Source organism: Nocardiopsis sp. JB363 (assembly GCF_900143625.1).
Lineage (GTDB): Bacteria > Actinomycetota > Actinomycetes > Streptosporangiales > Streptosporangiaceae > Nocardiopsis.
The window spans coordinates 13,408-36,836 of the sequence record NZ_FRFF01000151.1; the positions used below are offsets into that span (position 1 = coordinate 13,408).

General features: G+C 67.1%; 22 protein-coding genes. 9 read left to right on the plus strand and 13 right to left on the minus strand.

Annotated features, from left to right (window positions below):
- Positions 1 to 19: 19 nt before the first annotated feature.
- The 4 genes from BQ8420_RS24105 to BQ8420_RS24120 are packed head-to-tail and all read right to left on the minus strand — an operon-like array spanning position 20 to position 1,539.
- Positions 20 to 214 (minus strand): DUF397 domain-containing protein, encoded by a 195-nt coding sequence (locus tag BQ8420_RS24105; protein WP_087101456.1) that lies wholly within the window; start codon positions 212 to 214, stop codon positions 20 to 22.
- A gap of 34 nt (positions 215 to 248) precedes the next feature.
- Complete coding sequence (locus BQ8420_RS24110; protein ID WP_087101457.1) at positions 249 to 443, minus strand: DUF397 domain-containing protein; 195 nt, start codon at positions 441 to 443, stop codon at positions 249 to 251.
- A 45-nt stretch (positions 444 to 488) separates the two neighbouring features.
- Positions 489 to 674: a DUF397 domain-containing protein gene (locus tag BQ8420_RS24115; RefSeq protein WP_087101458.1), complete on the minus strand. Its 186-nt coding sequence runs from the start codon at positions 672 to 674 to the stop codon at positions 489 to 491.
- Positions 675 to 684: 10 nt separating this feature from the next.
- Positions 685 to 1,539, minus strand: a complete 855-nt coding sequence (locus BQ8420_RS24120) for a helix-turn-helix transcriptional regulator (protein WP_235006458.1) — start codon at positions 1,537 to 1,539, stop codon at positions 685 to 687.
- A 226-nt stretch (positions 1,540 to 1,765) separates the two neighbouring features.
- Between BQ8420_RS24120 and BQ8420_RS24125 the strand changes: the two genes are divergently transcribed.
- The 5 genes from BQ8420_RS24125 (at position 1,766) to BQ8420_RS24145 (ending at position 5,117) form a co-directional block, all read left to right on the plus strand.
- Positions 1,766 to 2,023, plus strand: coding sequence for a hypothetical protein (locus tag BQ8420_RS24125; protein ID WP_087101460.1), 258 nt, complete (start codon positions 1,766 to 1,768; stop codon positions 2,021 to 2,023).
- Positions 2,024 to 2,325: 302 nt separating this feature from the next.
- Positions 2,326 to 2,853 carry an ATP-binding protein gene (locus BQ8420_RS24130; protein WP_087101461.1) on the plus strand — a complete coding sequence of 176 codons (528 nt, stop codon included), beginning with the start codon at positions 2,326 to 2,328 and terminating at the stop codon, positions 2,851 to 2,853.
- A complete protein-coding gene (locus BQ8420_RS24135; protein ID WP_235006460.1) occupies positions 2,850 to 3,275 on the plus strand; it encodes a hypothetical protein in 426 nt (141 codons plus the stop codon). Before BQ8420_RS24130 ends, BQ8420_RS24135 begins: the two co-directional genes overlap by 4 nt.
- A gap of 202 nt (positions 3,276 to 3,477) precedes the next feature.
- Positions 3,478 to 4,035 carry an RNA polymerase sigma factor gene (locus BQ8420_RS24140; protein WP_087101462.1) on the plus strand — a complete coding sequence of 186 codons (558 nt, stop codon included), beginning with the start codon at positions 3,478 to 3,480 and terminating at the stop codon, positions 4,033 to 4,035.
- Positions 4,032 to 5,117 carry a CU044_5270 family protein gene (locus BQ8420_RS24145; protein WP_087101463.1) on the plus strand — a complete coding sequence of 362 codons (1,086 nt, stop codon included), beginning with the start codon at positions 4,032 to 4,034 and terminating at the stop codon, positions 5,115 to 5,117. The genes BQ8420_RS24140 and BQ8420_RS24145 overlap by 4 nt, the downstream gene beginning before the upstream one ends.
- Positions 5,118 to 5,163: 46 nt before the next feature.
- On the opposite strand, the gene BQ8420_RS24150 is transcribed toward BQ8420_RS24145, so the two are convergent.
- The 8 genes from BQ8420_RS24150 to dnaK all read right to left on the minus strand — a co-directional run bounded on the left by BQ8420_RS24150 (position 5,164) and on the right by dnaK (position 14,321).
- Positions 5,164 to 5,778 (minus strand): hypothetical protein, encoded by a 615-nt coding sequence (locus BQ8420_RS24150; RefSeq protein ID WP_087101464.1) that lies wholly within the window; start codon positions 5,776 to 5,778, stop codon positions 5,164 to 5,166.
- Positions 5,775 to 6,644 carry an ImmA/IrrE family metallo-endopeptidase gene (locus BQ8420_RS24155; protein WP_087101465.1) on the minus strand — a complete coding sequence of 290 codons (870 nt, stop codon included), beginning with the start codon at positions 6,642 to 6,644 and terminating at the stop codon, positions 5,775 to 5,777. Before BQ8420_RS24155 ends, BQ8420_RS24150 begins: the two co-directional genes overlap by 4 nt.
- Before the next feature lie 18 nt (positions 6,645 to 6,662).
- A complete protein-coding gene (locus BQ8420_RS24160; protein ID WP_087101489.1) occupies positions 6,663 to 6,998 on the minus strand; it encodes a helix-turn-helix domain-containing protein in 336 nt (111 codons plus the stop codon).
- A 186-nt stretch (positions 6,999 to 7,184) separates the two neighbouring features.
- Positions 7,185 to 9,791: an ATP-dependent chaperone ClpB gene (gene clpB / locus BQ8420_RS24165; protein WP_087101467.1), complete on the minus strand. Its 2,607-nt coding sequence runs from the start codon at positions 9,789 to 9,791 to the stop codon at positions 7,185 to 7,187.
- Positions 9,792 to 9,901: 110 nt separating this feature from the next.
- Positions 9,902 to 10,402, minus strand: coding sequence for a heat shock protein transcriptional repressor HspR (locus BQ8420_RS24170; protein WP_087101468.1), 501 nt, complete (start codon positions 10,400 to 10,402; stop codon positions 9,902 to 9,904).
- Positions 10,399 to 11,565: a molecular chaperone DnaJ gene (gene dnaJ / locus BQ8420_RS24175; protein ID WP_087101470.1), complete on the minus strand. Its 1,167-nt coding sequence runs from the start codon at positions 11,563 to 11,565 to the stop codon at positions 10,399 to 10,401. Before dnaJ ends, BQ8420_RS24170 begins: the two co-directional genes overlap by 4 nt.
- 127 nt (positions 11,566 to 11,692) lie before the next feature.
- Positions 11,693 to 12,424: a nucleotide exchange factor GrpE gene (grpE, locus tag BQ8420_RS24180; RefSeq protein ID WP_087101471.1), complete on the minus strand. Its 732-nt coding sequence runs from the start codon at positions 12,422 to 12,424 to the stop codon at positions 11,693 to 11,695.
- Between the two features lie 43 nt (positions 12,425 to 12,467).
- On the minus strand, positions 12,468 to 14,321 hold the full coding sequence (dnaK, locus tag BQ8420_RS24185; RefSeq protein WP_087101475.1) for a molecular chaperone DnaK: 1,854 nt from the start codon (positions 14,319 to 14,321) through the stop codon (positions 12,468 to 12,470).
- Between the two features lie 585 nt (positions 14,322 to 14,906).
- On the opposite strand from dnaK, the gene BQ8420_RS24190 reads away from it, so the two are divergent.
- The 4 genes from BQ8420_RS24190 (at position 14,907) to BQ8420_RS24205 (ending at position 22,626) form a co-directional block, all read left to right on the plus strand.
- Positions 14,907 to 17,126 (plus strand): (Fe-S)-binding protein, encoded by a 2,220-nt coding sequence (locus tag BQ8420_RS24190; RefSeq protein ID WP_200816080.1) that lies wholly within the window; start codon positions 14,907 to 14,909, stop codon positions 17,124 to 17,126.
- A 555-nt stretch (positions 17,127 to 17,681) separates the two neighbouring features.
- Positions 17,682 to 18,680 (plus strand): ABC transporter ATP-binding protein, encoded by a 999-nt coding sequence (locus tag BQ8420_RS24195; RefSeq protein ID WP_087101477.1) that lies wholly within the window; start codon positions 17,682 to 17,684, stop codon positions 18,678 to 18,680.
- Between the two features lie 48 nt (positions 18,681 to 18,728).
- Positions 18,729 to 19,577 carry an ABC transporter permease gene (locus BQ8420_RS24200; RefSeq protein ID WP_087101479.1) on the plus strand — a complete coding sequence of 283 codons (849 nt, stop codon included), beginning with the start codon at positions 18,729 to 18,731 and terminating at the stop codon, positions 19,575 to 19,577.
- 373 nt (positions 19,578 to 19,950) lie between these two features.
- Entirely contained in the window at positions 19,951 to 22,626 is a 2,676-nt protein-coding gene (locus BQ8420_RS24205) for a sensor histidine kinase (protein ID WP_143847529.1), read from the plus strand.
- A gap of 75 nt (positions 22,627 to 22,701) precedes the next feature.
- On the opposite strand, the gene BQ8420_RS24210 is transcribed toward BQ8420_RS24205, so the two are convergent.
- Positions 22,702 to 23,429, minus strand: a 728-nt coding sequence (locus BQ8420_RS24210; protein ID WP_087101483.1) for a hypothetical protein, incomplete at its 5' end; no start/stop codon positions are given.

A 23,429-nucleotide genomic window follows, 5' to 3' on the forward strand; every position in this document is an offset into this window, starting at 1 on the left:
GGGCCTTCTGTGTTTCCGGCTAGCGAGTACTCGCGCGCAGCAGAGCGGACCACTCAAGGGAAGGAAAGGCCAAGTGCCCAGCCTCCCTGTTCTGGGTGTCGCGTACCGCAGCAGCGGAAGGGAGGTCAGCGACCTCCACGCAATTCTCGGTACGCCCCTGGCTGTAGGACGACTTGCGGAAGATCAGGTGGGATTCGCTGCTGCTGGTGAACATAGTGTCCTCTGGTCGAGCTGGCTGAGCCGGTCCTCTAGCCAACCCTGGCGGCTTTCACGGTGCCCACCAACCCGACCCACTCTCCCGAGGTGAACATGAGATACCCGGCTTGACGGTGTTGGGTGTCGCGCACCGCGGACCCGTCAGGAAGGTCAGCGACCTCCACGCAGTTCTGCTGCTGGGTGTAAGACGATGTGCGGAACAGGTCAGCGGGGATCGGGCGGGTCATGTCAGGTGGTCATCTCGCGTAGTCGAGTAACTGTCTTGGTTGCCGTCAGATGGCTGAACGCAGCAGCGCGGACCACTCCGAAGAGGGGAATGCGAGGTACCCGTCCTCACGGCGCTTGGTGTCACGCACAGCCGACAGGCCAGGGACGTCAGCGACCTCGATACAGTCCTGAGTCTGGCCTCCGCTGTAGGAGGACTTGCGGAAGTGCAGGGTGTGGGACGTTTCTGGCATGGGCGCTCTCTTAGAGGGATGACAAGCGGTTCCGAATCAGCGCGTGTGACTCTTCCACGGACAAGGCAGATGCCTGCACGAAGCCGAACCGGCGCGTGTACTGGCGGACCTGCGGTTCGGACTCCAGGTAAAGCTCTTCCGTGGCGACCTCCAGATACACCACCGGAGGTTCTGGCATCGGAAACTCCATGATCACGAAGTGCGCGGTCATGGCAGCATGCAGTCCACCCGTCACGGGAAGGATCTGAATGCCGACGTTCGGCCGTTGGCTGACCTCGAGAAGGTACTCCAGTTGGTCACTCAGTTCGGGCGTGATGTGAAGAAGCGCGGCTTCGTCGATGACAGCCCAGAACGCCGGTGGATCCGCACGGCTGAACACTGCCTTGCGCAGCATCCGAGCCTCGACCCTTTGGTCGACATCGTCGGTGTCCCCCATGGAACTAGCGACGGCCATGGCACGTGCGTAGGACTCGGTCTGGAGTAGCCCCGGGATCGTCATGGACTGATACGAGCGGATCGAGGAAGCCTCCGCCTCCAGCCCGATCAGCTGGCCCGTGCCGAGGACGTTCTCATAGGTTGCCCACCAGCCCTTACGGCTGGCCTCTTTCACCAGCTCCGCGTACCCGTCTCGCTCAACCGGGTCGGCGACACCGTAGATGTCCAGCAGCAGGAAAACGTCGTCGACGGACAGTCTCTTCCAGTCGCCGGTTTCTAGCCTGTTCACCTTGGATTCGGACCAGCCGCGAGTCTTACCGCTGCGCTTCTTGGCTTCGGCTGCGACAGCCTTCGCCGTCAGCCCGGACTTCTCACGTTGTTGGAAGAGGAGTCGACTGAGACGACGTCGGCGCAAGGTCGGGCTGACCATGTCGCTGTCCTTCCGTGAGGGCACCGTCTGGTGGCCTGATCCTACGGCGGACCAGCGAGATTCCGACATTTAGTGCACCTTCCGCAAATATTTGCTTCCCTCTCAGAGAGTAGGTGCTTTCAGGTAAACTTGGGGCTTGCAAATATTTGCGCGAGGGGCAACTATGGTGTCACCAGAACAACTCGCCGGACCTCCAACCCGGCACCTGAGCACCAGGAGCCGCGCCATGCCGCGTTGCTTGAACCTGTCCAAGTTGACCTACGTGCGTCATCGCGCCGCCGAACTGGTGCGTCGCCGACGTTCTCGTAAGGCCGGGCGTGTGCGTGCCTACGCCTCGGCTCCCCGAACTCTGGCCGAGACGCGGTCACCGTGCTCGCCCCGTCCGCCACGGATCCCGGGTCCGCGTCGTCCGTTGGACACCGCTCCGCTGGACGTCCTCCATGCGGTTCTGGCGGGACTGCACCGATTGGATGCGAGCGCTTGAGGCTCCCGACAGGTCCGCCGAAGCAGATCCGCTGAGAGTCCCGGCTTGTCGAACCCCGCCCCGGTGAGGCGCGATGGACAACCGAACGACCTGCTCGGACCCCAACGGACACGACTACATCCCGGATCAACCCCCGGTGAGACGCGGTAACACGGCCACCGCGACCTGCCGTTACTGCGAGGACACCATCACCGCGACGCGGTGAACCCTCGGCGCCCATGAAAAAAGCTCTGGCGGGTGCACCAACACCCCCAGAGCAGGCCGACAACCAGTCCCGATTTCAATGAAAGCGAGTTGCCGACATGGCCATTGTGCCGCACCCCCGAGCCCCGATCCACACCCCCACCACGCCCTTCACCGGTCGCCGCTGGCCCTCCCGCGTCTACCCCGGTGACCTGGCCCAGATTGCCTGGGTTCGCTCGGACCTGGCCGCCGACCTGGCCCGCCTGGCCGGGCTGTCCAAAGAGACCGGCGAGGACATCGTGCTCTGCGCCAGCGAGATGTTCGCGAACGCGTGCAACCATTCGCGATCGGGCCAGGACCCCGAGGGCAGGGTCATCCGCACGCTGCACATGCCCACCGCCACCACCGTCCAGGTCGCGATCGTCGATGACGGCATCCGCGTCGACGCCATCGAACCCAAGGGCCCGAAGATCCCGCATCAGCGCACCCCTGAGGACTGGGAGGAAGCCGAGCGTGGTCGAGGGCTGCTGCTCATCCACCACCTGGCCGAGCGCTGGGGCTCCCACTCGGTCCTGGACTTCCCCTTCTGCGATGGTCTGGGCACCGTCATCTGGGCCGAGTTCGCGCTGGGCGGTGGCCGGTCTTGACCACCGTCGACACCAGGGTGCGCTCCGTGTTGAACGCACCCCGAGGCCAACGCTTCTCCCGTCCGGGGCTTTCCCACCCCACGAACGTTCGGCCGGAATCGCACCAGGAACGACGGGAACGGCTGCTGCGCCAGATGCGGGGCAACCCCAGGGTCGCCTACATGCTCGAACACGGCGAACTCCCGCACTGGATGACCGTGGCCCGCCAACGCCGAGAACAGGCCGAGAGGGAAGCTCGTCAGGTGGGCGCACCGGCTGATCTCCCGACCGGTTCCCCCGCCATCCGCCGGGGCCGTCATCGGGCCCCGCGCCGGCGATGGGCCCTGCCCGCCCTGGCCGTCAGCGCGGCCCTTCTCCTGGGGCAGAGGGTCGCAGAAGCGATCGGCCAGCCACTCGCCCAATCCGTCGGATTCCCGCTCTAGCCGCTGTAGCGCTTGAGGCCATTGGTGTTCAGAGTGATTCCGACCCCGGGGCCCGTTGTCGAGAGTGAGGGTGCTCCGGTGACGGCCCCGGACAGAGGGCTCCGGCGAGGGCGAGGGCCAGCAGCCGGAAAAATCCGCACCGCCGACCGAACACACACCCCTCCTCCCGACATAAGCAGGTGAGAGGACGGGAGGAATGCCCATGGGAAGCAGCACGGACGGGGACCCTTACTCCGACGAGTGCGCCTTCAACGCCCTGTTCGAGAAGCATTACGACGCCGTGTACCGATACGCCCGGCGCAGGGTGGGCGCCGACCAGGCGGACGATGTGGCCTCGGAGTCCTTCGTCGTGGCCTGGAAACGACGAAAGCGCCTGGTTCCGCAGCAGGAACTGCCCTGGTTGTACGCGTGCGCACGAAGAATCACCCTGGCCCACCTGCGCCGCGACCGGCGCCAGGACCAGATCGCGCAATCGCTGACCCGAGAACCCGGCCGGCTCGGCGCGCACGCCGACCACGCCGACGGCGTCATCGACCGCAGCGGGGCCCTGACGGCCCTGGCTCGGTTGACCGAGATCGAACGCGAACTCGTGATGCTCGTGACCTGGGAAGGACTCGATGCCCGCCAGGCGGCCAAGGTCGTGGGATGCAGTCACGTCACCGCTCGCGGACGACTGCATCGGGCCCGCAAGAGGCTCACCGCTCACCTGAACGAGGTGCCCGAACCTGTACCGGCCTTCACCTGGGAGAAGACGTCATGAACGACCTGACCAGCCTGCGCGCGACTCTCAACGACAGCGATCCGGCCAAGGACACCGCCCCCACGGACCGGAATCGTCGATGGGCCCGGGCCAACGCCATCGCCCGACTGAGGGAGGACACCCCCGTGACAGGTCCCCTGTGGCGTCGTATCCCCGTGCTCGTGACCGGTGCCGCCGCCGCTGCCCTGGCCGTGGGCGTGGGAGCGATGCTGTTGCCCACCGACCACCCGGCCGGAGTGCCCGTGGCCTACGCCTCCCCGCCCGAGACCGTGGAGGTCGTCGGTGGGGAACCGGTCGACGGCACGGAAGCGTTGCTGGAGCTGGCCGAGGTCACGGCCGGACGCGGTGACCCCCAAGGGCGGGGGGACGTGGGGTTCGTCGCCTCCACCGGCACCACCATGTACCGGATGAACGCCGACGCCGGTGACGCGGACCCGGAGGAGACCCACGGGTACGGGTTCATCCCCTTCGAGTGGAACCGGTGGCAGAGCCTGGACGGTGAGCTGCGTGAGGACCAGAACCCCCAGCCCCCGACCGAGACGGGAGGAGAGGCCGGCGACCACGAGTGGTTCCTGGATCAGGTCGGTGAGACCCACGAGGAGACGCTTCACCCCAGCCTGGTCCTGCCCGAGGCGCTGCCCACCGACCCCGATGCTCTGGCGGAGACCCTCATGGGCCTGGGCGAGGACCCGGAGGAGGACGAGAGAACCGACGCCTCCCTGTTCCACGCCGTCGCGAGCCTCTACGAGAACCGGCCCTTGTCCGGTGCGGAGGAGGCCGCCGTCCAACGGATCATCGCCGACCGTTCCGAGACGAGCCACCTGGGCACCGCCACCGATCCGCTGGGCCGAGAGGGCGAGCTCTTCTCGTTCGTCGTCGAGGAACCCGGTGTCCAGACGCTGGAGTACCGCTACCTTTTCAGCACGGAGGACGGGGCGTTGCTCTACCAGGACTCCATCCTGATGGACGAAGAGGACCCGGAGACCCCGATCGAGGACTACGGCCTTGAGTACCCCGTCCTGTCCCAGCAGGTCAGCTACGTCTGGACCGGCTGGGTCGAAGAGATCGGTCAGCGTCCCTGACCCTGTGGGCCGTACCCGCCCGGGTACGGCCCCTTCGACAACGGGGTCAGAGCCAGAGGTCGGATGACAACAGTCTGGTCGTCTCGATCGGTGGCAGCCCATCATCCAGTTCACGCAACCTGCGGTAGAGATGGCGCATGTCCGCTTTGCCTGGGACGTACTGCCGAAGTGCGGCGCGCTCCAAGATGGTCAGTGTGCCGGCCAGGGTGATCGATCCCATCGGCCGTCCGCTACGGCGGAGCCGTTCGAGACGGTTGATCTCGGAGGTGGCGATTCGCGCGCCCTCTCCGTCGTCGATGAGGACGGTCACTCGTAGGCCCGCTTCGGCAGCGACGACCGCGTGCGCGATGACCATGATCTCGCCCAGGTCCTTGGGGCGCCTCAGCCGTTCGGCCATGGGTTGATGGGTGATGCGCTGGACGACGGCCGCGAGTTCGGGGGTCTGGTCGTCGGACAGGACCTGCACCCAGTTGGGAGTCAGCTTGCGCCAGACACCGGCGGCGGCACGGAAGCGTTCGTCCTGTCGAGATTTGTCGAACACCTCACTCTGCACGGTCTCCGGGGCGCTGATCTTGCCCAAGACCCGGATGAGGAGACGTTCCTGATTGATCGAAAGGAAGTTCAGGCCCGGGCCGGCGTCGATGATCGGCCGGTGGCTCATCCGTCCTCACCCGGTGTCGTGTCAGAGGGGCCGGGAGCGAATTCAGGCGCGTCGAGAACCGCGTCCAAGGCCGCGAGGTCGATCTCGGCATTCGGTAGATCGGTGGGATCGGCCCACGCCACCGCCCGTTCCTTTGGCACCACGCCTGCTTCCCGCAACTCTGCTTCGGCCTCTCGCCGGCTGATCCCACGAAGAGTGGCGATCGCCTGCACGGACAGCACCCCTTCGGCGTAGGCGCTGATGGCTCGGGCGAGGAGTCGTTGCGGTGCCCTACCACGGTCGGAATCGTCTTGCAGGGCACGGTACTGGTCGCTCCACCCGAACCTGGTGGCCAGCTGTGGCGTGGTGAGTTTCCGCCAGCTTTGTTTGGTGCCGTCATCGATGTACCCCGCTCGGCACAGCGCGATCGCGGCGATCGATGGTGAGACCAAGAAGTGCTGAACGACTTCGGAGAGGACGGACTGGGCCAAAGCCCCTTGCCCTCCGAGGAATTCACGCAGGCCCTCGAACGGGATCAGTAGATGGCGGGCGAAGGCGTCGGCCCGAATCTCCTCAGGAGAACGGTGATCCCAAGTGCTGGCCGAAGCGTCGGTCATGTCCTCGAAGAGGGCGTGACCGAGTTCGTGTGCGAGGCTGCTGCGTTGCCGCATCGGACGGCGGGTGCGTGCGACCCCGATGAACACGGATCCGCGTTGTGGGTCCCTCATCATCAGCCCGTGTTGGTCTTGGCCGGCTTCGAGTACGGCCACGTCGATCCCCGTGGTCTGCTCGATGACGGCCACGAGGTCACCCAGGGGCTGTACTCCCAGGTGCTGTTCCTCGCGGAAGCGTTCGGCGAGAGCACGGCCCTCGGCTTCGGCACTCATGCTTTCCTTGGCCCCGTTTCAGACCGTGGCGGGGATGGCCTGGTCGTCCAGGTAGGCGTCCAGTTCCAGGAAACCCAGCAACGCCTGACGCATATCGCCCATGTCAGAACCATTGGTGGCGCGGGCCGCGCACTGCACACGCTCGGCCACCGCACCGGTTCCGGTGAGCTGAGCGACCGTATGTCCGGTTTCCCAAGCGATCGCCACGAGTTCCGGCATCTTCGCCACTCGATCCCCGGAAATGATCCGGGACAGAGTGGACTGTGAGATGCCGGTGACGTCGGCCAAGGCGCGTTGGCTCAGACCTGCGGCCGTGCGGGCACGTTCGATCCGCGCGCCGGTGCTCATCGTCATCATCACCACCCCACCAGCTTGAATCATTTTTCAGCGACTTGATTCAAGTGTAGCCGTGCGCTCTATGATGCACCACAGATCGAGCCGGCTGATCCGTCGTACCCGGGATCAATGGACGCTGGTGCGGCACAGGACACGCCGAAGGGGGCCGCACCCGGGCGGGTGCGGCCCCCTTCAACAATGGGCTCAGGCTTTGATGGGGGTCACCATCAGGCTGTCGCGTTCGGGGTCCACGTCCACGGTCACGCTGTCGCCCTCGGTCAGCTCTCCGGACAGCATCACCTTGGCCAGCGGATCACCGATCGACGACTGCACCAGGCGACGCAGCGGCCGGGCGCCGTAGTTCGGGTCGAAGCCGGTCAACGCCAGCCACTCCCGAGCACCTTGGGTGACCTCCAGGGTGAGCCGGCGTTCGGCCAGACGTCGGGCCAGCTTGTCCACCTGGAGATCTACGATACGGGTCAGCTCCTCGGTGGACAGCGCGTCGAACATGATCACGTCGTCCAGGCGGTTGAGGAACTCCGGCTTGAACGTCGAGCGCACGACGTTCATCACGCGATCCCTGCGCGTGGCCTCTTCCATGGACTGGTCCACCAGGAACTGCGAACCCAGGTTCGAGGTCAGGATCAGGATGGTGTTGCGGAAGTCCACCTGCCGTCCTTGACCATCGGTCAGGCGACCGTCGTCCAGCACCTGAAGCAGAGTGTCGAACACCTCCAGGTGGGCCTTCTCCACCTCGTCCAACAGCACCACGGTGTAGGGGCGGCGGCGCACCGCCTCGGTCAGCTGACCGCCCTGCTCGTAGCCCACGTACCCGGGAGGAGCACCCACTAGGCGCGACACCGAGTGCTTCTCGGAGTACTCGCTCATGTCGACGCGCACGATCGCGCGCTCGTCGTCGAACAGGAACTCCGCCAGTGCCTTGGCCAGCTCGGTCTTGCCGACACCGGTCGGACCCAGGAACAGGAACGAACCGGTGGGCCGGTCGGGGTCGGAGATGCCCGCCCGGGCGCGGCGCACCGCGTCCGAGACGGCGGCCACCGCGTTCTTCTGCCCGATCAGTCGCTGCCCCAGCTCCTCCTCCATGCGCAGCAGCTTGGAGGTCTCGCCCTCCATCAACCGGCCCACGGGGATCCCGGTCCAGGCCGACACGACGTCGGCGACCTCGTCGGCGCCCACCTCGTCCTTGACCATCGGGTCGCCGTCGGCATCGGCGGTGTCCGCGGCGTTCTCCTCGGCCTTGGACGCTTCCTCGACCTGCTTCTCCAACTGTGGGATGTCCCCGTACATCAGCCGGGACGCCTCCTCGAAGCGGCCCTCGCGTTCGGCCAGTTCGGCCTTGGTGCGCATCTCGTCCAGTCGGCCCTTGAGCTCACCGACCCGGTTCAGTCCGGCCTTCTCCTGCTCCCAGCGGGCCACCAGCCCGTTGAGCCGCTCCTGGTTGTCGGCCAGGTCCGCGCGCAACCGCTCCAACCGCTGCCGACTGGCGGGGTCCGACTCCTTGTCGAGCGCCATCTCCTCCATCTTGAGGCGGTCGACGGTACGGCGCAGTTCGTCGATCACCACCGGGCTGGAGTCGATCTCCATGCGCAGCCGGGACGACGCCTCGTCGATGAGGTCGATGGCCTTGTCCGGCAGGAAGCGCGCGGTGATGTAGCGGTCCGACAGGGTGGCCGCGGCGACCAGCGCGGAGTCGGAGATCTGCACCTTGTGGTGCGCCTCGTAACGCCCCTTGAGTCCGCGCAGGATCGCGATGGTGTCGGTGGACGAGGGCTCACCGACGAACACCTGCTGGAAACGGCGTTCCAGGGCAGGATCCTTCTCGATCTTCTCCCGGTACTCGTCCAGGGTGGTGGCGCCGACCATGCGCAGCTCACCGCGGGCCAACATGGGCTTGAGCATGTTGCCGGCGTCCATGGCGCCCTCGGCGGCGCCCGCGCCCACCATGGTGTGAAGCTCGTCGATGAACGTGATGACCTGGCCCTCGGACTCCTTGATCTCCGTGAGCACCGCCTTGAGCCGTTCCTCGAACTCGCCCCGGTACTTGGCGCCCGCCACCATCGCGGACAGGTCCAGGCTGATCAGGCGCTTGCCGAGCAGGGACTGTGGGACGTCGCCCGCCACGATGCGCTGGGCCAGACCCTCGACGACGGCGGTCTTGCCGACGCCGGGCTCACCGATGAGCACCGGGTTGTTCTTGGTGCGGCGGCTGAGCACCTGGATCACCCGACGGATCTCGCCGTCCCGGCCGATGACCGGGTCGACCTTGCCCTCGCGGGCCCGTTCGGTGAGGTCCACACCGAACTTCTCCAGGGACTGGTAGGTGTCCTCGGGGTTCTCCGAGGTGACCCGTCCGGTGCCGCGGACCCGCTCGAACGCCTCCAGTAGGTCGTCCGGGGTCGCTCCGGCGTCCTTGAGCAACCGGGACGCCTCACCTCCGTCGGCGGCCAACCCGACCAGCAGGTGTTCGGTGGAGACGAACTCGTCCTCCATCTGCTTGGCGCGCTGCGCGGCGGTGTTGATGGAGACGATGAGCTGCCGCGAGGAACTGGGGGAGCTGACCGTCGAACCCGCCACCTTGGGCAGGGCGCCGATGGCCGATCCGACCTTGTCCTTGAGCCGGTCGGGGTCGACCCCGACCTCCTTGAGCAGCGGCCGGGTGATGCCCTCCGCCTGATCCAACAGGGCGTCCAACAGGTGCAGGGGCTCGGTCTGTGGGCTGCCGTCGGTGGTGGCCTGACGGATGGCGGCGGCCAGAGCCTCCTGGCTCTTCTGGGTGAGCTTGTAGTTCATGGTTATGTGACTCCATCCACATGAAATGTCACTCAGGGTGATGTCTGATGGCCGATTCCATCACGCCGTATGCGTGAAGTCCGTGAGACCCGAACCCGCGGGTCGGGCCGTTACTTCTGGTCGGAATCGCCCGTGCCGCGGGTGTCATCGTCGTCCCCGAGCCCGCTGCCCCGCTCGGGGCGCTCTTCCGGATCGGCCGTGTTGAAGATCGTCACGCGGGTGCGGCGGACCAGCTCCCCGCGGACCGATCCGCCCTCGGGGCGGGCCGGACGGCCGCGCCGGGACACCGCCCGGCGCGCCGCCTCCAGTTCGTTGGCGAGGTGGAACACCTGCTCACGCAGCTGTTCCACCTCCAGCTCCAGCTCCAGGATCCGCTTGATCCCGGCGAGGTTGATGCCCGACTCCTGCGACAGACGCTGTACCTCGCGCAACGTCTGCACGTCACGCATGGAGTAGCGACGGCCCCGCCCGGACGTGCGTCCGGGCGACACGATCCCCAACCGGTCGTACTGCCGCAGTGTCTGCGGATGCATACCGGCCAACTCCGCGGCCACGGAGATCACGTAGACCGGGGCGTCGACTCCGAAGGAAGGATCGTTCACGACATTCACGCGCCCTTCGCCCGCGCTTCGAGTCCGTCGCGCGGGTCGTAGTCAGACGTCGCCGCGCGGAACTTCTCCAACGCCTCGCGAGCGTCGTCGTTGAGTGCCTGCGGCACCTTGACCTCGAAGGTGACCAGCATGTCGCCGATGGTGCCGTCCTTGCGAGTGGCGCCCTTGCCGCGAACCCGCAGCGTGCGACCGTTCTGGGTGCCCGGCGGCACCTTCACCGTCACCGGGAAACCGCTCAGGGTCGGAACCCGGACGTCGGCGCCCAGCGCCGCCTCGGGGAAGCTCACCGGGACCGTGATGGTGACGTTGTCGCCGTTCCTACCGAACACCGGGTGATCCTTCACGTGGACGACGATGTACAGGTCACCGGCGGGGCCGCCGTTCTCGCCCGGTGCGCCCTTGGCCTTGATCCGGATCCGTTGCCCGTCGGACACGCCGCCGGGGATGCGGGTCTGGATGGTGCGCGTGCTCTTGCCACGTCCGCTGCCGGTACAGGTGGGGCAGGGGTCGTCGACCACCAGGCCGCGCCCCTTGCACTCACTGCACGGCTCGGACAGCGAGAAGCCGCCCAGGTTGGTGTTCTCGTGCCCGGTGCCGGAGCACTTCGGGCACATTCGCGGGGCCGAACCGACGCGTGCGCCCGTGCCCTTACAGGTGACACAAGGCGCTTCGCTGGTCAGTTGGAACGAACGGGTCACCCCGTCCGCGGCCTCGCGGAAGTTCAGTGTCGTCTCGGTCTCGATGTCGGCGCCGCGTCGGCTCCGGGTCGCCTGGCCCGACCGACTGCGGTTGCCGAACAGTCCACCGAAGATGTCGCTCAGCCGCTCGCCGCCGGGGGCGCCACCACCCCCACCGCCGCCCTGACCGAAGATGTCGCTCATGTCGAACCCGCCCGGGCCGGTGCCACCACCGGGACGGTAGGAGCCACCGAACATCGAACGCGCCTCGTCGTACTCCTTGCGGCGATTCTCGTCCGACAGGACGTTGTACGCCTCGGAGATCTCCTTGAAGCGGTCCTCGGCCTTCGGGTCGTCACGATTGGCGTCGGGGTGGTTCTCCCGGGCCAACTTGCGGTAGGACGAGCGGATCTCGTCCTTGGTGGCGGTCTTTGAGACTCCGAGGACCTTGTAGTAGTCCTTCTCCAGGTAGTCCTTGGTGCTCATCGACTGGTGCCTTCTCCCCGCTGGTGCCGGTTGCGTCCGATGTTTCCACGTGGCCCCCGGCCCCGTAGGGGCGGGGTCGACCTGTGGCCGTGACCGACGATCTCACGCCGGCCACGGCCACAGCTCGTTACTTCTCGTTCTCGCCCTTCTCGGCGGAGGCCTCGTCGGAGTCCTCCTCCGAGGGCTCCGGGGTGTCGCCCATGGGCTCACCCACGACCACGCGGGCCGGGCGGAGGACCCTCTCACCGATGCGGTACCCGGGTTGGAACACCTCGATCACCGACTGGACGGCGATGTTCGGGACCGGAACGAGGGTGAGCGCCTCGTGCACGGTCGGGTCGAACTCGTCATTCTGCTCGCCGTACTTGACCAGGCCCAGCTTGGTCGCCGTCGCCTCCAGGGACTCGGCCACCGCCTTGAACCCGCCGGTGAGCTCCTCGTGCTCCCGTGCACGACCGATGTCGTCCAGGATCGGCAGTAGTTCGCCGATGACCTGGGCGGTGGCGACCTCACGGACCGCCACGCGGTCACGCTCGACACGCTTGCGGTAGTTGGCGTACTCCGCCTGCACCCGCTTGATGTCGTTGGTGAGCTCGACGACCCGCTCATCGGCGTTGATGGCCTCGCTCACCACCCACTCGGGGGTGTCCGGGATCTCGGGGATGTCCTCGATCTCGGCCTCGACGATCTCGGGCTCCTCGGCGTCGTCGGCCTCGGATCCTTCCGTCTCCTCGACCTCGGGCTCGCGGACCTCATCGGTCTCGGGATCGATCCCGCTGTTGTCGCGGGTCACCGGACCCTGGGTCTCGTCACCCTCACCGTCACCGGCGTCGGGGCTGTTCTTGTCCGACAGCGCCATCTCCGACGTTCCCTCCTTCCTCGACTCTCACCGGACTCACGGGTCAGGACTGGTTGCCCTTGCCGTTTTCCTCGTCGACGATCTCGGCGTCCACGACGTCGGCGTCGTCGGCGGAGGCGTCCGTGCCCTCGCCCTCGGGCTGGGCGGCGCCCTCACCCTGCTCGCTCTGGCTGTAGATGGCCGAACCGATCTTCTGGCTGGCCAGCGCGACCTTCTCGCTGGCGGTCCGGATGGCTTCGGTGTCGGTGCCCTCCAGAGCGGTCTTCAGCTCGGAGACGGCGGCCTCGGTCTCGGAACGCACGTCCGCCGGGATCTTGTCCTCGTTGTCCGTGATGACCTTCTCGGTCTGGTAGACGAGGGACTCGGCGTTGTTGCGGACCTCGGCCTCTTCGCGACGCTTGCGGTCTTCCTCGGCGTACTGCTCGGCCTCGCGGACCATCTTGTCGATGTCGTCCTTGGACATGGCCGAACCACCGGAGATGGTGACCGACTGCTCCTTGCCGGTGCCCAGGTCCTTCGCGGTGACGTTCACGATGCCGTTGGCGTCGATGTCGAAGGCGACCTCGATCTGCGGGACGCCGCGCGGCGCCGGGGGCAGACCGGTCAGGTCGAAGACACCCAGCTTCTTGTTGTACTGGGCGATGTCGCGCTCACCCTGGTACACCTGGATCTGCACGGACGGCTGGTTGTCGTCGGCCGTCGTGAAGATCTCCGACCGCTTGGTCGGGATGGTGGTGTTGCGCTCGATGAGCTTGGTGAACACGCCGCCCTTGGTCTCGATGCCCAGCGAGAGCGGGGTGACGTCCAGCAGCAGGACGTCCTTGACCTCACCCTTGAGCACACCGGCCTGGAGCGCGGCACCGATGGCCACGACCTCGTCCGGGTTGACGCCCTTGTTGGGGTCCTTGCCGCCGGTCATCTCCTTGACCTGCTCGGCGATGACGGGCATACGGGTGGAGCCACCGACCAGGACGATGTGGTGGATCTGGTCCAGAGCGATCCCGGCGTCCTTGATGACCTGCCGGAACGGGGTCTTGGTCCGCTCGACCAGGTCGGAGGTCAGACGCTGGAACTCGGCGCGGGTGAGCTTCTCGTCCAGGTGTAGCGGGCCCTCGGCCGAAGCCGTGATGTAGGGCAGGTTGATCTGCGACTCGCTGGAGCTGGACAGCTCGATCTTGGCCTTCTCGGCGGCCTCGCGCAGACGCTGCAGCGCCATCTTGTCCTTGGACAGGTCGACGCCGTTGGAGTTCTTGAACTTCTCCACCAGCCAGTCGACGACCTTCTGGTCCCAGTCGTCACCACCGAGGTGGTTGTCACCGTTGGTCGCCTTGACCTCCACGACGCCGTCGCCCACTTCGAGGAGGGAGACGTCGAAGGTGCCGCCACCGAGGTCGTAGACGAGGATCGTGGCCTCGCCTTCCTTCTCCAGGTGGTAGGCGAGCGCGGCCGAGGTCGGCTCGTTGATGATGCGCAGGACGTTGAGACCCGCGATGGTGCCGGCCTCCTTGGTGGCCTGGCGCTGGGAGTCGCTGAAGTAGGCGGGGACGGTGATGACCGCGTCGGTGACGTCCTCACCCAGGTAAGCCTCGGCGTCGCGCTTGAGCTTCTGCAGGATGAAGGCGCTGATCTGCTGCGGGTTGAAGGTCTTGTCGTCGATCTCCACCGACCAGTCGGTGCCGATGTGACGCTTCACCGAGCGGATCGTCCGGTCGACGTTGGTGACGGCCTGACGCTTGGCCACCTCACCGACGAGTACCTCACCGTTCTTGGCGAACGCCACGACCGAAGGGGTGGTGCGGGAGCCCTCGGCGTTGGTGATGACCGTCGGCTCGCCACCCTCAAGGACCGCGACACACGAGTTCGTTGTACCGAGGTCGATTCCGACCGCACGTGCCATGGTTGTTTCCTCCGTGAAAGTTGAGTCGTTCAGGCGTAATTTTGCTTCGTCGGGTGAGGGCTGTCAAGTCAGTTGAGCCGGTATCACTCAACTTGTTTCCTACGCCCTGACAACGGTCGGACAGGCGGAGATGTTCCCGACCTGGGAAATTTCGGCGGCTGAACGGCCGAACCCCGGGACGACTCGGGGAGATCCTCGATCCGAGAAATCGGGGGGAGTAGGGGACGGCTCAGGGGCGGGGTGGGCGCGTCGTGGCACGACCGGTGGACCCACCGATGCCCGGATGTGCCCGATCGGTCCGGCCGTCCGCTTACATAGGGGGCGTGGTGTGTCCGAAGGGGCCGGGGTCGACCCGCGTGATTCTGTTGAGGCCTGGGCCGTCTACGGTGGTCCCGCGCGTGAGGACGGCCCCGCGACCGCACGGACGCGCCACGAGAAGGCGCATCGGCGAGGGCGCGGAAGCGGGTCTCGGGCCGTAGTGGTCCGGGGCGATGGCGGCCGTGCTATTACTCGCTAGTAACATAAGCTGGGACCACCGGTGTGTGGCGCACCGGATGACGAAAGCAGGATGGGAGGCCACGGACGATGCACCCGCTGTACTTGACATTGGGCATCATCACCTCGGTCTTCGCCGTGGTCGCGATGGCCCTGTTCGGATTCGGTCTGTACAAGATCGTGCGAACAGTGGGCATCGGCAGAACGGTGGAGCCCGAGCGCAAGGAGTCGCTGGGCAAGCGGCTGACGATGACGCTCATCGAGATCCTCGGCCACACCCGGATGCTCAAGCGTCCCTGGGTCGGTGTGGCCCACTGGTTCGTGATGGTGTCCTTCCCCCTGTTGGTCCTCACGGTCATCGAGGCCCAGGGTGAAGTCTTCGACCCGCACTTCAAGCTGCCGATCATCTACGACTGGACCATCTACGGTCTCGCGATCGAGTTCATCGCCGGCACCAGCCTCATCGGTATCCTCGGCCTCACCGCCTACCGCCTGCTGAACGGCCCCCACCGCAAGGGTCGCGACTCCCGGTTCTACAACTCCAGGACCTGGACCGCGTACTACGTCGAGGCCTACATCATCGGCCTGCTGCTGGCCGTCTTCGTGATCCGCGGCTTCAAGGTCGCCATCGAGGACTTCGCCTTCCCGGTGTGGGCCACCCCGATCTCGCACGCGATCGGCGCGATTCTGCCCGGTGACGCCGCGATCGCCGAGCCCGGCATCGCCCTGGCCGCGGCCTTCAAGCTGATCATCAGCTACGCGTTCTTCGTGGTGCTGTACCTCAACCTCACCATGGGCATCGGCTGGCACCGCTTCATCGCGCCGGTCAACATCTTCTTCAAGCGCAACGCCGACGGCAGCCCGTCCCTGGGCGCCGCCAAGCAGATGATGGACAAGTCCGGCACCAAGCCCCTCGACTTCGAGGAGGCCGACCCGGACGAGGACCCGTTCGGTGCCGGCAAGCTGGAGGACTTCACCTGGAAGGGCCTGCTGGACTTCAGCAGCTGCACCGAGTGCGGTCGCTGCCAGTCCCAGTGCCCCGCCTGGAACACCGGCAAGCCGCTGTCGCCCAAGAAGCTCGTCCTCGACCTGCAGGCGCACGCCTACGAGAAGGCCCCGTACCTGCTCCAGGGCATCACCGAGGAGACCCTCGCCGAGGCTCCGGACAACAGCCACTCGGGCGTCGACGTCCTCGCACTCCTCAACAAGCCGCTGGTCGGCACCGAGGAGGAGGGTGGCGTCATCCACCCCGACGAGCTGTGGGCCTGCACCAACTGTGGTGCCTGCGTCGAGCAGTGCCCCGTCGACATCGAGCACATCGACCACATCCTGGACATGCGTCGCTACCAGGTCATGGTCGAGTCCAACTTCCCGTCCGAGGCCAACACCCTCCTCAAGAACCTTGAGAACAAGGCCAACCCGTGGGGCATGGCCGAGGACCGGCGCATGGACTGGATCGAGGAGCTGGCCAAGCAGGAGAACCCGGTCGAGGTCCAGGTCGTCGACGACAAGCTGCCCGAGGGTACCGAGTACCTGTTCTGGGTCGGTTGCGCCGGCGCCCTGGAGGACCGGGCCAAGAAGACCACGAAGGCCATCGCCGAGCTGCTGGACATCGCGGACGTCAAGTTCGCCGTCCTGGGCGGCATGGAGGCCTGCACCGGTGACCCGGCGCGGCGTCTGGGCATGGAGTACGTCTTCCAGATGCTGGCCCAGCAGAACGTCGAGACGCTCAACGACGCCGGTGTCACGAAGATCGTGGCCAGCTGCCCGCACTGCTTCAACACCCTGGCCAAGGAGTACCCGCAGCTCGGTGGTACCTACGAGGTCATCCACCACAGCCAGCTGCTGGCCCAGCTCGTGGACGAGGGTCGCCTGACCCCGGTGAGCTCCATCGACGAGAACATCACCTACCACGACCCGTGCTTCCTGGGCCGCCACAACAAGGTGTACACGCCGCCGCGCGACATCATGGCGCAGGTGCCCGGCGTCAAGACGCAGGAGATGCACCGTCACAAGGAGCGGGGCTTCTGCTGTGGCGCCGGTGGCGCCCGCATGTGGATGGAGGAGCGGATCGGCAAGCGCATCAACACCGAGCGTGTGGACGAGGCGCTGACCACCAACCCCGACACCGTCTCCACAGCGTGCCCGTTCTGCCAGGTCATGCTCGGCGACGCGATCAACGAGAAGAAGTCCTCCGGTGAGGCCAAGGAGTCGCTGGAGGTCGTGGACGTCTCCCAGCTGCTGCTCCGTTCGGTCAAGGGTGACAAGCCCTCGTCCGGTGGCGAGCAGAAGGAGACCGTCGACGTCTAGCGTCCGATCTCACTGAGAATCCGCGCACGAAAGGGCGGGACACCCACGGGTGTCCCGCCCTTTCGGTGTCCGGGAAAGTCCGGGGTCGGAGAGCCGAATGATCTCTTGGTTTCCGAGAACTGTTCGTGGATTGGTCTCGCCGGTATTTCGTGGAGTGGAAAGCCTACGCTGACCGCAGGTTAGCGCCCAGAGGACGTTTTTTCCTGAGAAGAAATTTCCTATTCCTTATCGTCTGGGATCGATTCAACGGAGAATGGTGAATTCCGGCGACAGGCGCCGGGGGACTCGTGTAGAAAGTTGGTAACCGCAGGTGCGGACCCGCCCGACGTGAGTGTGAGGGGACGGGCGTGGTCCGCCTGGCGGCCGCGGCCGCGCCCGCACGTGAGGTGACGAAGGGGCACGTGCGGGCGCGGCGCACCACCACGACGTACCCCGGTCCTTCCCCGGCCGCGGCGGCTGATGACATTTGTCAGTGTCCGGGCCGGGTGATCGCCATCATGGTCCGGTGACAGCGGCGTCTGTCGGTGGGGCGCCGGGTACGGAAAGCTGTGGGACATGACGGAGACAGCGAACACCACCACCGAGACCAGTGCCCCCCACGCTTTCGCGGAACCGACGGTGGTCGTTCGCGATCTGCGTCAGAAGTACGGCGACTTCGAAGCGGTCAAGGGCGTCTCCTTCGACATTCGTCCCGGTGAGCTCTTCGCGCTCCTGGGAACCAACGGCGCCGGTAAGACCACCACCATCGAGACCCTCGAAGGGTTCCGCCGGCCCAGCTCCGGCACGGCCAGGGTCTTCGGAGAGGACCCCTACGGCCAGCCCTCCGGGGTGCGCGAGCGCACCAACGCGGTGCTCCAGGGCAGTGGCCTGATGGAGGACCTCAGCGTCGACGAGACCCTCGCCCTGGCCAGTGACCTGGCCGCCGACCCGCGCGGGATCGACGAGGTGCTCACGTTGGTCGGACTCACCGAGAAGCGCGGGCTGCGGGTCCGGCAGCTCTCCGGCGGTCAGAAGCGCCGACTCGATCTCGGCCTGGCCCTGCTGACCCGACCCGAGGTGCTCTACCTCGACGAACCCAGCACCGGGATGGACCCCGAGGCGCGGCACGAGACGTGGCGGATCATCAGCGACCTCAAGAGGGACGGCGTCGCGATCCTGCTCACCACGCACTACCTGGAAGAGGCCGAAAGACTCGCCGACCGGCTCGCCATCATGCACCGGGGAGAGATCCGGGTCGAGGGCACGCTCGGTGAGGTCCTCGCAGGGTGGGGCGACCGGGTGAGCTTCCTCCTGCCGAGCGACGTGCGCACCGCCGACCTGCCCGAACTGGAGGACGCCGAGGTCGAGGTGCAGACCCGTGAACAGCGTCTGTGGGCGACCTACACGATTCGGGGCGGTGACGTCGCCGACCGCGCCCACCACACGGTCGCCGCCCTCATGGCCTGGGCGGGGGAACACGGCGGCACCCTGCAGCACCTACAGGTGCGCGGCGCCTCCCTGGAGGACGTCTTCCTCCAGGTCGCGGACGGCGCCGCCGACCTCGTCGGCGAGTAGCGACCGGATCCTCGGACCACCCACCCCACAGACCTCTGGAGCACCATCATGACCACCGCCACCACCGCCCCCGAGGGCGCCGTAGGCAGCAAGAAGGGGCCGGGTGTGCTTCGGCAGACCCTGCGCCTGGGACGTACCGAGTTCACGCTCTTCGTGCGGTACAAGACCGCGTTGATGTACCTGATCATGCCGGTGATCCTGCTGCTTCCGATCTTCAACCAGGAGAGCGTCCCGATCCTGGGGGAGTACACCACCACGGACGCGGCGCTGGTCGGCACCATCGGTGCCATCGCCCTCTTCATCGGACTGGGCCACCCCTCCAACGTCTTCACCGCCCGGCGTGAGGCCCTGGTCCTCAAACGGTTCCGGGTGAGCGGGGTGCCGGCGGTGGCGATCTTCGGCGGTGTCTTCCTCGTCGTCCTGCTCTTCACCCTGCTGATCGCGGCGCTCATCATCGGCGGGTCCATCGCCATCGGCGGTCCCCTGCCGTCCGACCCGGTGATGCTGGTGTTCTCCGTGGTGCTGGGATGCCTCGCGATGACCCTGCTGGGCCTGCTGATCACCCGCTTCGTGACCAACGCCGAGTCCGCGCAGATGCTCTCGATGGTTCCGATGATGGCTCTGCTGTTCCTCAGTGGCAGCTTCATCCCGCTGGACGTCCTGCCCGACGGCCTGCGCCAGTTCGCGCTGCTGCTGCCGGTCGCCCCGACCGTGGAGATGGCCCAGGCCGCCTACTTCGGCTACGACGTCTTCGGTGGTTTCGAGGGCGCCGAACCGGTGGGCTTCCTCGGTCTGTGGGCCGGCGCGCTGCCCAACATCGGCATCATGCTCGTCTGGATCGTGGTCCTGTCGCTGCTGGTCCGCCGCTACTTCATCTGGGACGCCCGCCGGCCCTAGGGCATGTTCCGCGAATACATACCCTGCTGCGCGGCGCCCCAGCGGCACCGTCACGGCGTTCTCATCAGTCGACAGCCAAACCCGGGCGGGCCCCCGCTGTGCGACATTGCCGAGCTTGCGAGGTGTGCACAGTAGGGGCATTCCTTCTTCGGCCTTGTGCCGGCACCACTGGATGCACCGCTCGCGACGGGCAGCATCCACGGAACACGCCCTAAGGGTGACGGGTGGGACGAACGCGCCGGGAAGACCCAGGACGGGGGTCTTCTCGGCGCGATTCCATGTCGGTGGGATTCGGCCTGTGGACAACGGCCCGGAGGGGGCCGCCGCGTCCTAACGTGAAGTGGACGGACGTCGGTGGGGAAAGGTGGATCCGGTGGGACTACAGGGTGGAACGGGGACCGGCTCCGTACGGCGCGCCGATGACGTGCGGGACGTCGGCTCCGCGCCTGCCCCGGCCGGCGCGGACGAGGAACCGACCGACGCCTTCGAAACGGCGGACGGCGGTCGCTACACCCGCAGACAGCGTCGCCTGCGCTGGGTCGTGTTGTTCTTCATGTCCGCCCTGGGTCTGCTCTTCCTGGTCTGGCCCGGCTACGAGCTGCTCTTCCACCTCGACCCCACCGGCCGGCGCGTCGAACATTGGATCGGAGAGGGGCAGCAGTGGTGGCCCACCCTGGTCGCCCTGGGCCTGGGGGCGATCGGCACCGCCTTCGGTTGGCGGATGACGTGGGAGCGCGTGAACGGTCGGGCCGACGCCGATCCCCGTCTGTACTGGGGAACACTGGTCGTGGTCGCCCTGATGTGCGTCTTTCTCCAGGTCCCCTTCTACATCTTCTCTGCCTGCGCGGGCGCCTGGTGCCTCCTGGTCTTCATGGCCCCGTGGCGACAGGCCCTCCGGATCAGTCCGCTGCTCGTGGTTCTGCCCTGGACCCGGGTACTGCTCGATCCGCTCGACCACGCGCCCCTCCTGCTCGGGGCGGACTTCGTTCTCGCGCTCGTCTTCATGTTGTTCCTCTGGTCGGGCTGCGTCGCCACCTTCTGGATGTGGGACGCGACCCGTGAGGCCGTCGAGGGTTCCCAGGCCCGTGCCCGGTTGGCGGTGAACGAGGAGCGCCTCCGTTTCGCCGATGACATCCGGGATCTTCTGGGCACGGAGTTGAGCACACTCGCGGTGAGCGCCGACCACGCGGGACGGGTCCTGCGCACCGACCCGGGGGAGGCACGGCGGAGGATCGACCGGGTGCACGAGGCGGCCCGGGGGACGCTACAGAGAGTGCGTTCCGTGGTCCGCGGTTACCGTGACCTGGACCTGGAGACCGAAGTGGGTTCGGTCCGGGCGGTCCTGGAACAGAACCGGACCGTCACGACGGTCACCGGTCTGGGCGGGTTGGACCTGCCACGTGAGACCGCCGGTCTGGCCGCGTGGGTGGTGCGCGAGGGCGGCACGAACGTGTTGCGGCACAGTGATGCCCGCCGGTGCCGGATCGGGTTCTCCATGGAAGAGGCGGCCGAGGACGCTCCGGGCAACCTGGTCATCGAGATGGCCAACGACGGAGCCGAGCTCGGCGAGGTCGAGGACACGGGCTCCGCCAGTGGCCTGTCGGGATTGGCCGAACGAGTCGAGAGGGTCGGCGGCACACTGACGGCGTCCAGTACCGCCGATGGCGGTTTCCGGCTGCGCACGGTCGTCCCGCTCTCGGCGGACTCCCCACTATCGGGGGAGAGCGTGCAGGGCCCCGGAGCGGCCTCGCTCCGAAGCGCGCACAGCCCTCCGGTGCGACCATCGGACGGCTCGCCGGCCGCCGGGCCGAGTGCCACGGGTGGGCGAGCGGACGGTGTGGCGTCGCCCCATGACGCCCGGGGCGGGACCACCACCGAACAGGAGAGGTGGGCCGACCGCCGCTTCCGGATCACCCGCCTGATCAACTTCGTCATGCTCGGGGGCAGCTGCCTGTTCATGGTCGTCTTCCCGCTCTTCGACCTGGTCTTCGCCGCGGCGGACCAGTGGCCGCTGTGGAGATCGGCAGTCGGGGCGGGACTCTGCGTTCCCAACGTCGTCCTGCTCATCCTGTTGATGCGGAACCGGATCGACGGGGATCGGGCCCCCTCGCCGAAGCTCTATTGGACCTCGTTGGCGTTGCTGGTGGCGGCGGTCGTCCTGCTCGCCTCGCCGGTGACGACTCTGTTCACGATCGCCCTCTGGTGGTCGATCGGAGCGCTTCTGGCACCCAGACGCACCACCCTCATCGTCAGCGCGGTCCTGTTCGTCTCGCCGTTGCCACTGCTGCCGACCTACGCCGTTCCCATCACCGACTTCCCCTTGTACGTCCTGGTCTGGGCCGGGGCGATCGTGGTCGCCCTCGCCATGGTCACCACGACCATGATCACCATCTTGCTCTGGGACGCCAGTCGGGAGGCGGTCATCGGTCAACGGGCCCGTGCCCGGCTCGCGGTGACGGAGGAGCGGCTCCGTTTCGCGCGGGACATGCACGACCTGCTCGGGCACAGCCTCTCCGCGCTGGCGGTCAAGGCCCAGTTGGCGAGCCGTCTGGTGGATCGTGCTCCCGAACGTGCCGCCGTCGAACTGGCGGAGGTCCAGGACCTGGCCCGTCAGGCGCTGGGCCAGGTGCGCTCCGCGGTGAGCGGCCACCGAGAAGCCGATCTGGCCGACGAGGTCGCCTCGGTCACCTCGATCCTGGAGACCGGAGGAACCCGGACCACGGTCACCGGGTTGGAAGCGCTCGAACTACCGGCACGGGTCGAGGCGACGGCCGCGTGGGTGGTGCGGGAGGGCGCAACCAACGTGCTGCGGCACAGTGACGCCGAGGAATGCCAGATCACCTTCACCCTGGCTCGTGGGGAGGCCGGCGAGAACGACACCCTGGTGTTGGAGATGCACAACGACCACGCCCGGGAGCGGGTGAGGGACGAGAACGGTGGCAACGGGCTGACCGGGCTCGCCGAACGTGTCTCCGCGAGTGGAGGAACGATCTCCGGATCCGGGACCAGGGACGGTGGTTTCCTGCTCCGCGCGGTCCTGCCGCTCTGACGCGACGCACGAGACTCCCGGCCCCGCGACACCCTGGACCGGGGTGTCGCGGGGCATCCGGGGGGGTCGGTTCCGTCAGAGGGTGACCACGGAGCCGAAGGCGGCGTCGATGCCGTCCGTGACCTCGTCGTCTCCACCGGTGTTCAGGCCGAGCATGAACGCGCCCTGGTCGCCGCCGAGCTCCATGACCATGAACCTTCCGTAGGTCTCCTCGCCACCACCCGAGTCGCTGCCCATGGTCACTCCGAAGGCGGGGGCGCCGTCCACCTCCGTGGCGCCGTCCGGTTCGACCCACAGGTCGCCCTCCCCGGCGCCCAGCTGTCCGACCATGTCCGTGGCCATGTTCACGGCGGTGAGCGCGAGGGGTTCGAGGGGACCGAGTTCCTCGCTGCCGGTCACGATGATCGCGTCCGGGTCCTCCGGGGAACCATGGATCGAATAGGTCTCGTACTCCGGTGGCACCTGGTCGTCACCGAGCCGCTGCCAGCCCTCTCCGGGGAGTGTGAAGGCCAGCCCCGTGTTCGGGTCGGAGACGGTGCCGGCGTCGACCTCCGCCGCGGGCCGCTCCGCTTCCTCGTCGCTTTCCCCGCCCCCGTCCGCTTCCTCCGTCGCGGACGCGTCGGTGGAGTCGGCGGCCGGATCGGTCCAGGGGCCGTGGTCCGACAGGAGCCATCCGGCACCCGCCGCGGTGATCAAGAGGAAGACGACCGTCACGACGGCGGCGATGGTGAAGGTGACCTTGCGCGCGTTGTCCGGCTCGTCGCCGGTGTCGTGGGGGTCGAGGGGCCGCCGGGTCCGGGGGG

What these genes read in the sequence shown, in the direction of transcription:
- BQ8420_RS24160 (WP_087101489.1), bottom strand. Translation starts at nt 6,998, where the DNA reads ATGACGATGAGCACCGGCGCGCGGATCGAACGTGCCCGCACGGCCGCA.
- BQ8420_RS24110 (WP_087101457.1), bottom strand. Translation starts at nt 443, where the DNA reads ATGACCCGCCCGATCCCCGCTGACCTGTTCCGCACATCGTCTTACACC.
- BQ8420_RS24195 (WP_087101477.1), top strand. Translation starts at nt 17,682, where the DNA reads ATGACGGAGACAGCGAACACCACCACCGAGACCAGTGCCCCCCACGCT.
- dnaK (WP_087101475.1), bottom strand. Translation starts at nt 14,321, where the DNA reads ATGGCACGTGCGGTCGGAATCGACCTCGGTACAACGAACTCGTGTGTC.
- clpB (WP_087101467.1), bottom strand. Translation starts at nt 9,791, where the DNA reads ATGAACTACAAGCTCACCCAGAAGAGCCAGGAGGCTCTGGCCGCCGCC.
- BQ8420_RS24115 (WP_087101458.1), bottom strand. Translation starts at nt 674, where the DNA reads ATGCCAGAAACGTCCCACACCCTGCACTTCCGCAAGTCCTCCTACAGC.
- BQ8420_RS24190 (WP_200816080.1), top strand. Translation starts at nt 14,907, where the DNA reads ATGCACCCGCTGTACTTGACATTGGGCATCATCACCTCGGTCTTCGCC.
- BQ8420_RS24155 (WP_087101465.1), bottom strand. Translation starts at nt 6,644, where the DNA reads ATGAGTGCCGAAGCCGAGGGCCGTGCTCTCGCCGAACGCTTCCGCGAG.
- BQ8420_RS24105 (WP_087101456.1), bottom strand. Translation starts at nt 214, where the DNA reads ATGTTCACCAGCAGCAGCGAATCCCACCTGATCTTCCGCAAGTCGTCC.
- BQ8420_RS24120 (WP_235006458.1), bottom strand. Translation starts at nt 1,539, where the DNA reads ATGGTCAGCCCGACCTTGCGCCGACGTCGTCTCAGTCGACTCCTCTTC.
- BQ8420_RS24140 (WP_087101462.1), top strand. Translation starts at nt 3,478, where the DNA reads ATGGGAAGCAGCACGGACGGGGACCCTTACTCCGACGAGTGCGCCTTC.
- BQ8420_RS24145 (WP_087101463.1), top strand. Translation starts at nt 4,032, where the DNA reads ATGAACGACCTGACCAGCCTGCGCGCGACTCTCAACGACAGCGATCCG.
- BQ8420_RS24200 (WP_087101479.1), top strand. Translation starts at nt 18,729, where the DNA reads ATGACCACCGCCACCACCGCCCCCGAGGGCGCCGTAGGCAGCAAGAAG.
- BQ8420_RS24150 (WP_087101464.1), bottom strand. Translation starts at nt 5,778, where the DNA reads ATGAGCCACCGGCCGATCATCGACGCCGGCCCGGGCCTGAACTTCCTT.
- BQ8420_RS24125 (WP_087101460.1), top strand. Translation starts at nt 1,766, where the DNA reads ATGCCGCGTTGCTTGAACCTGTCCAAGTTGACCTACGTGCGTCATCGC.
- dnaJ (WP_087101470.1), bottom strand. Translation starts at nt 11,565, where the DNA reads ATGAGCACCAAGGACTACCTGGAGAAGGACTACTACAAGGTCCTCGGA.
- grpE (WP_087101471.1), bottom strand. Translation starts at nt 12,424, where the DNA reads ATGGCGCTGTCGGACAAGAACAGCCCCGACGCCGGTGACGGTGAGGGT.
- BQ8420_RS24130 (WP_087101461.1), top strand. Translation starts at nt 2,326, where the DNA reads ATGGCCATTGTGCCGCACCCCCGAGCCCCGATCCACACCCCCACCACG.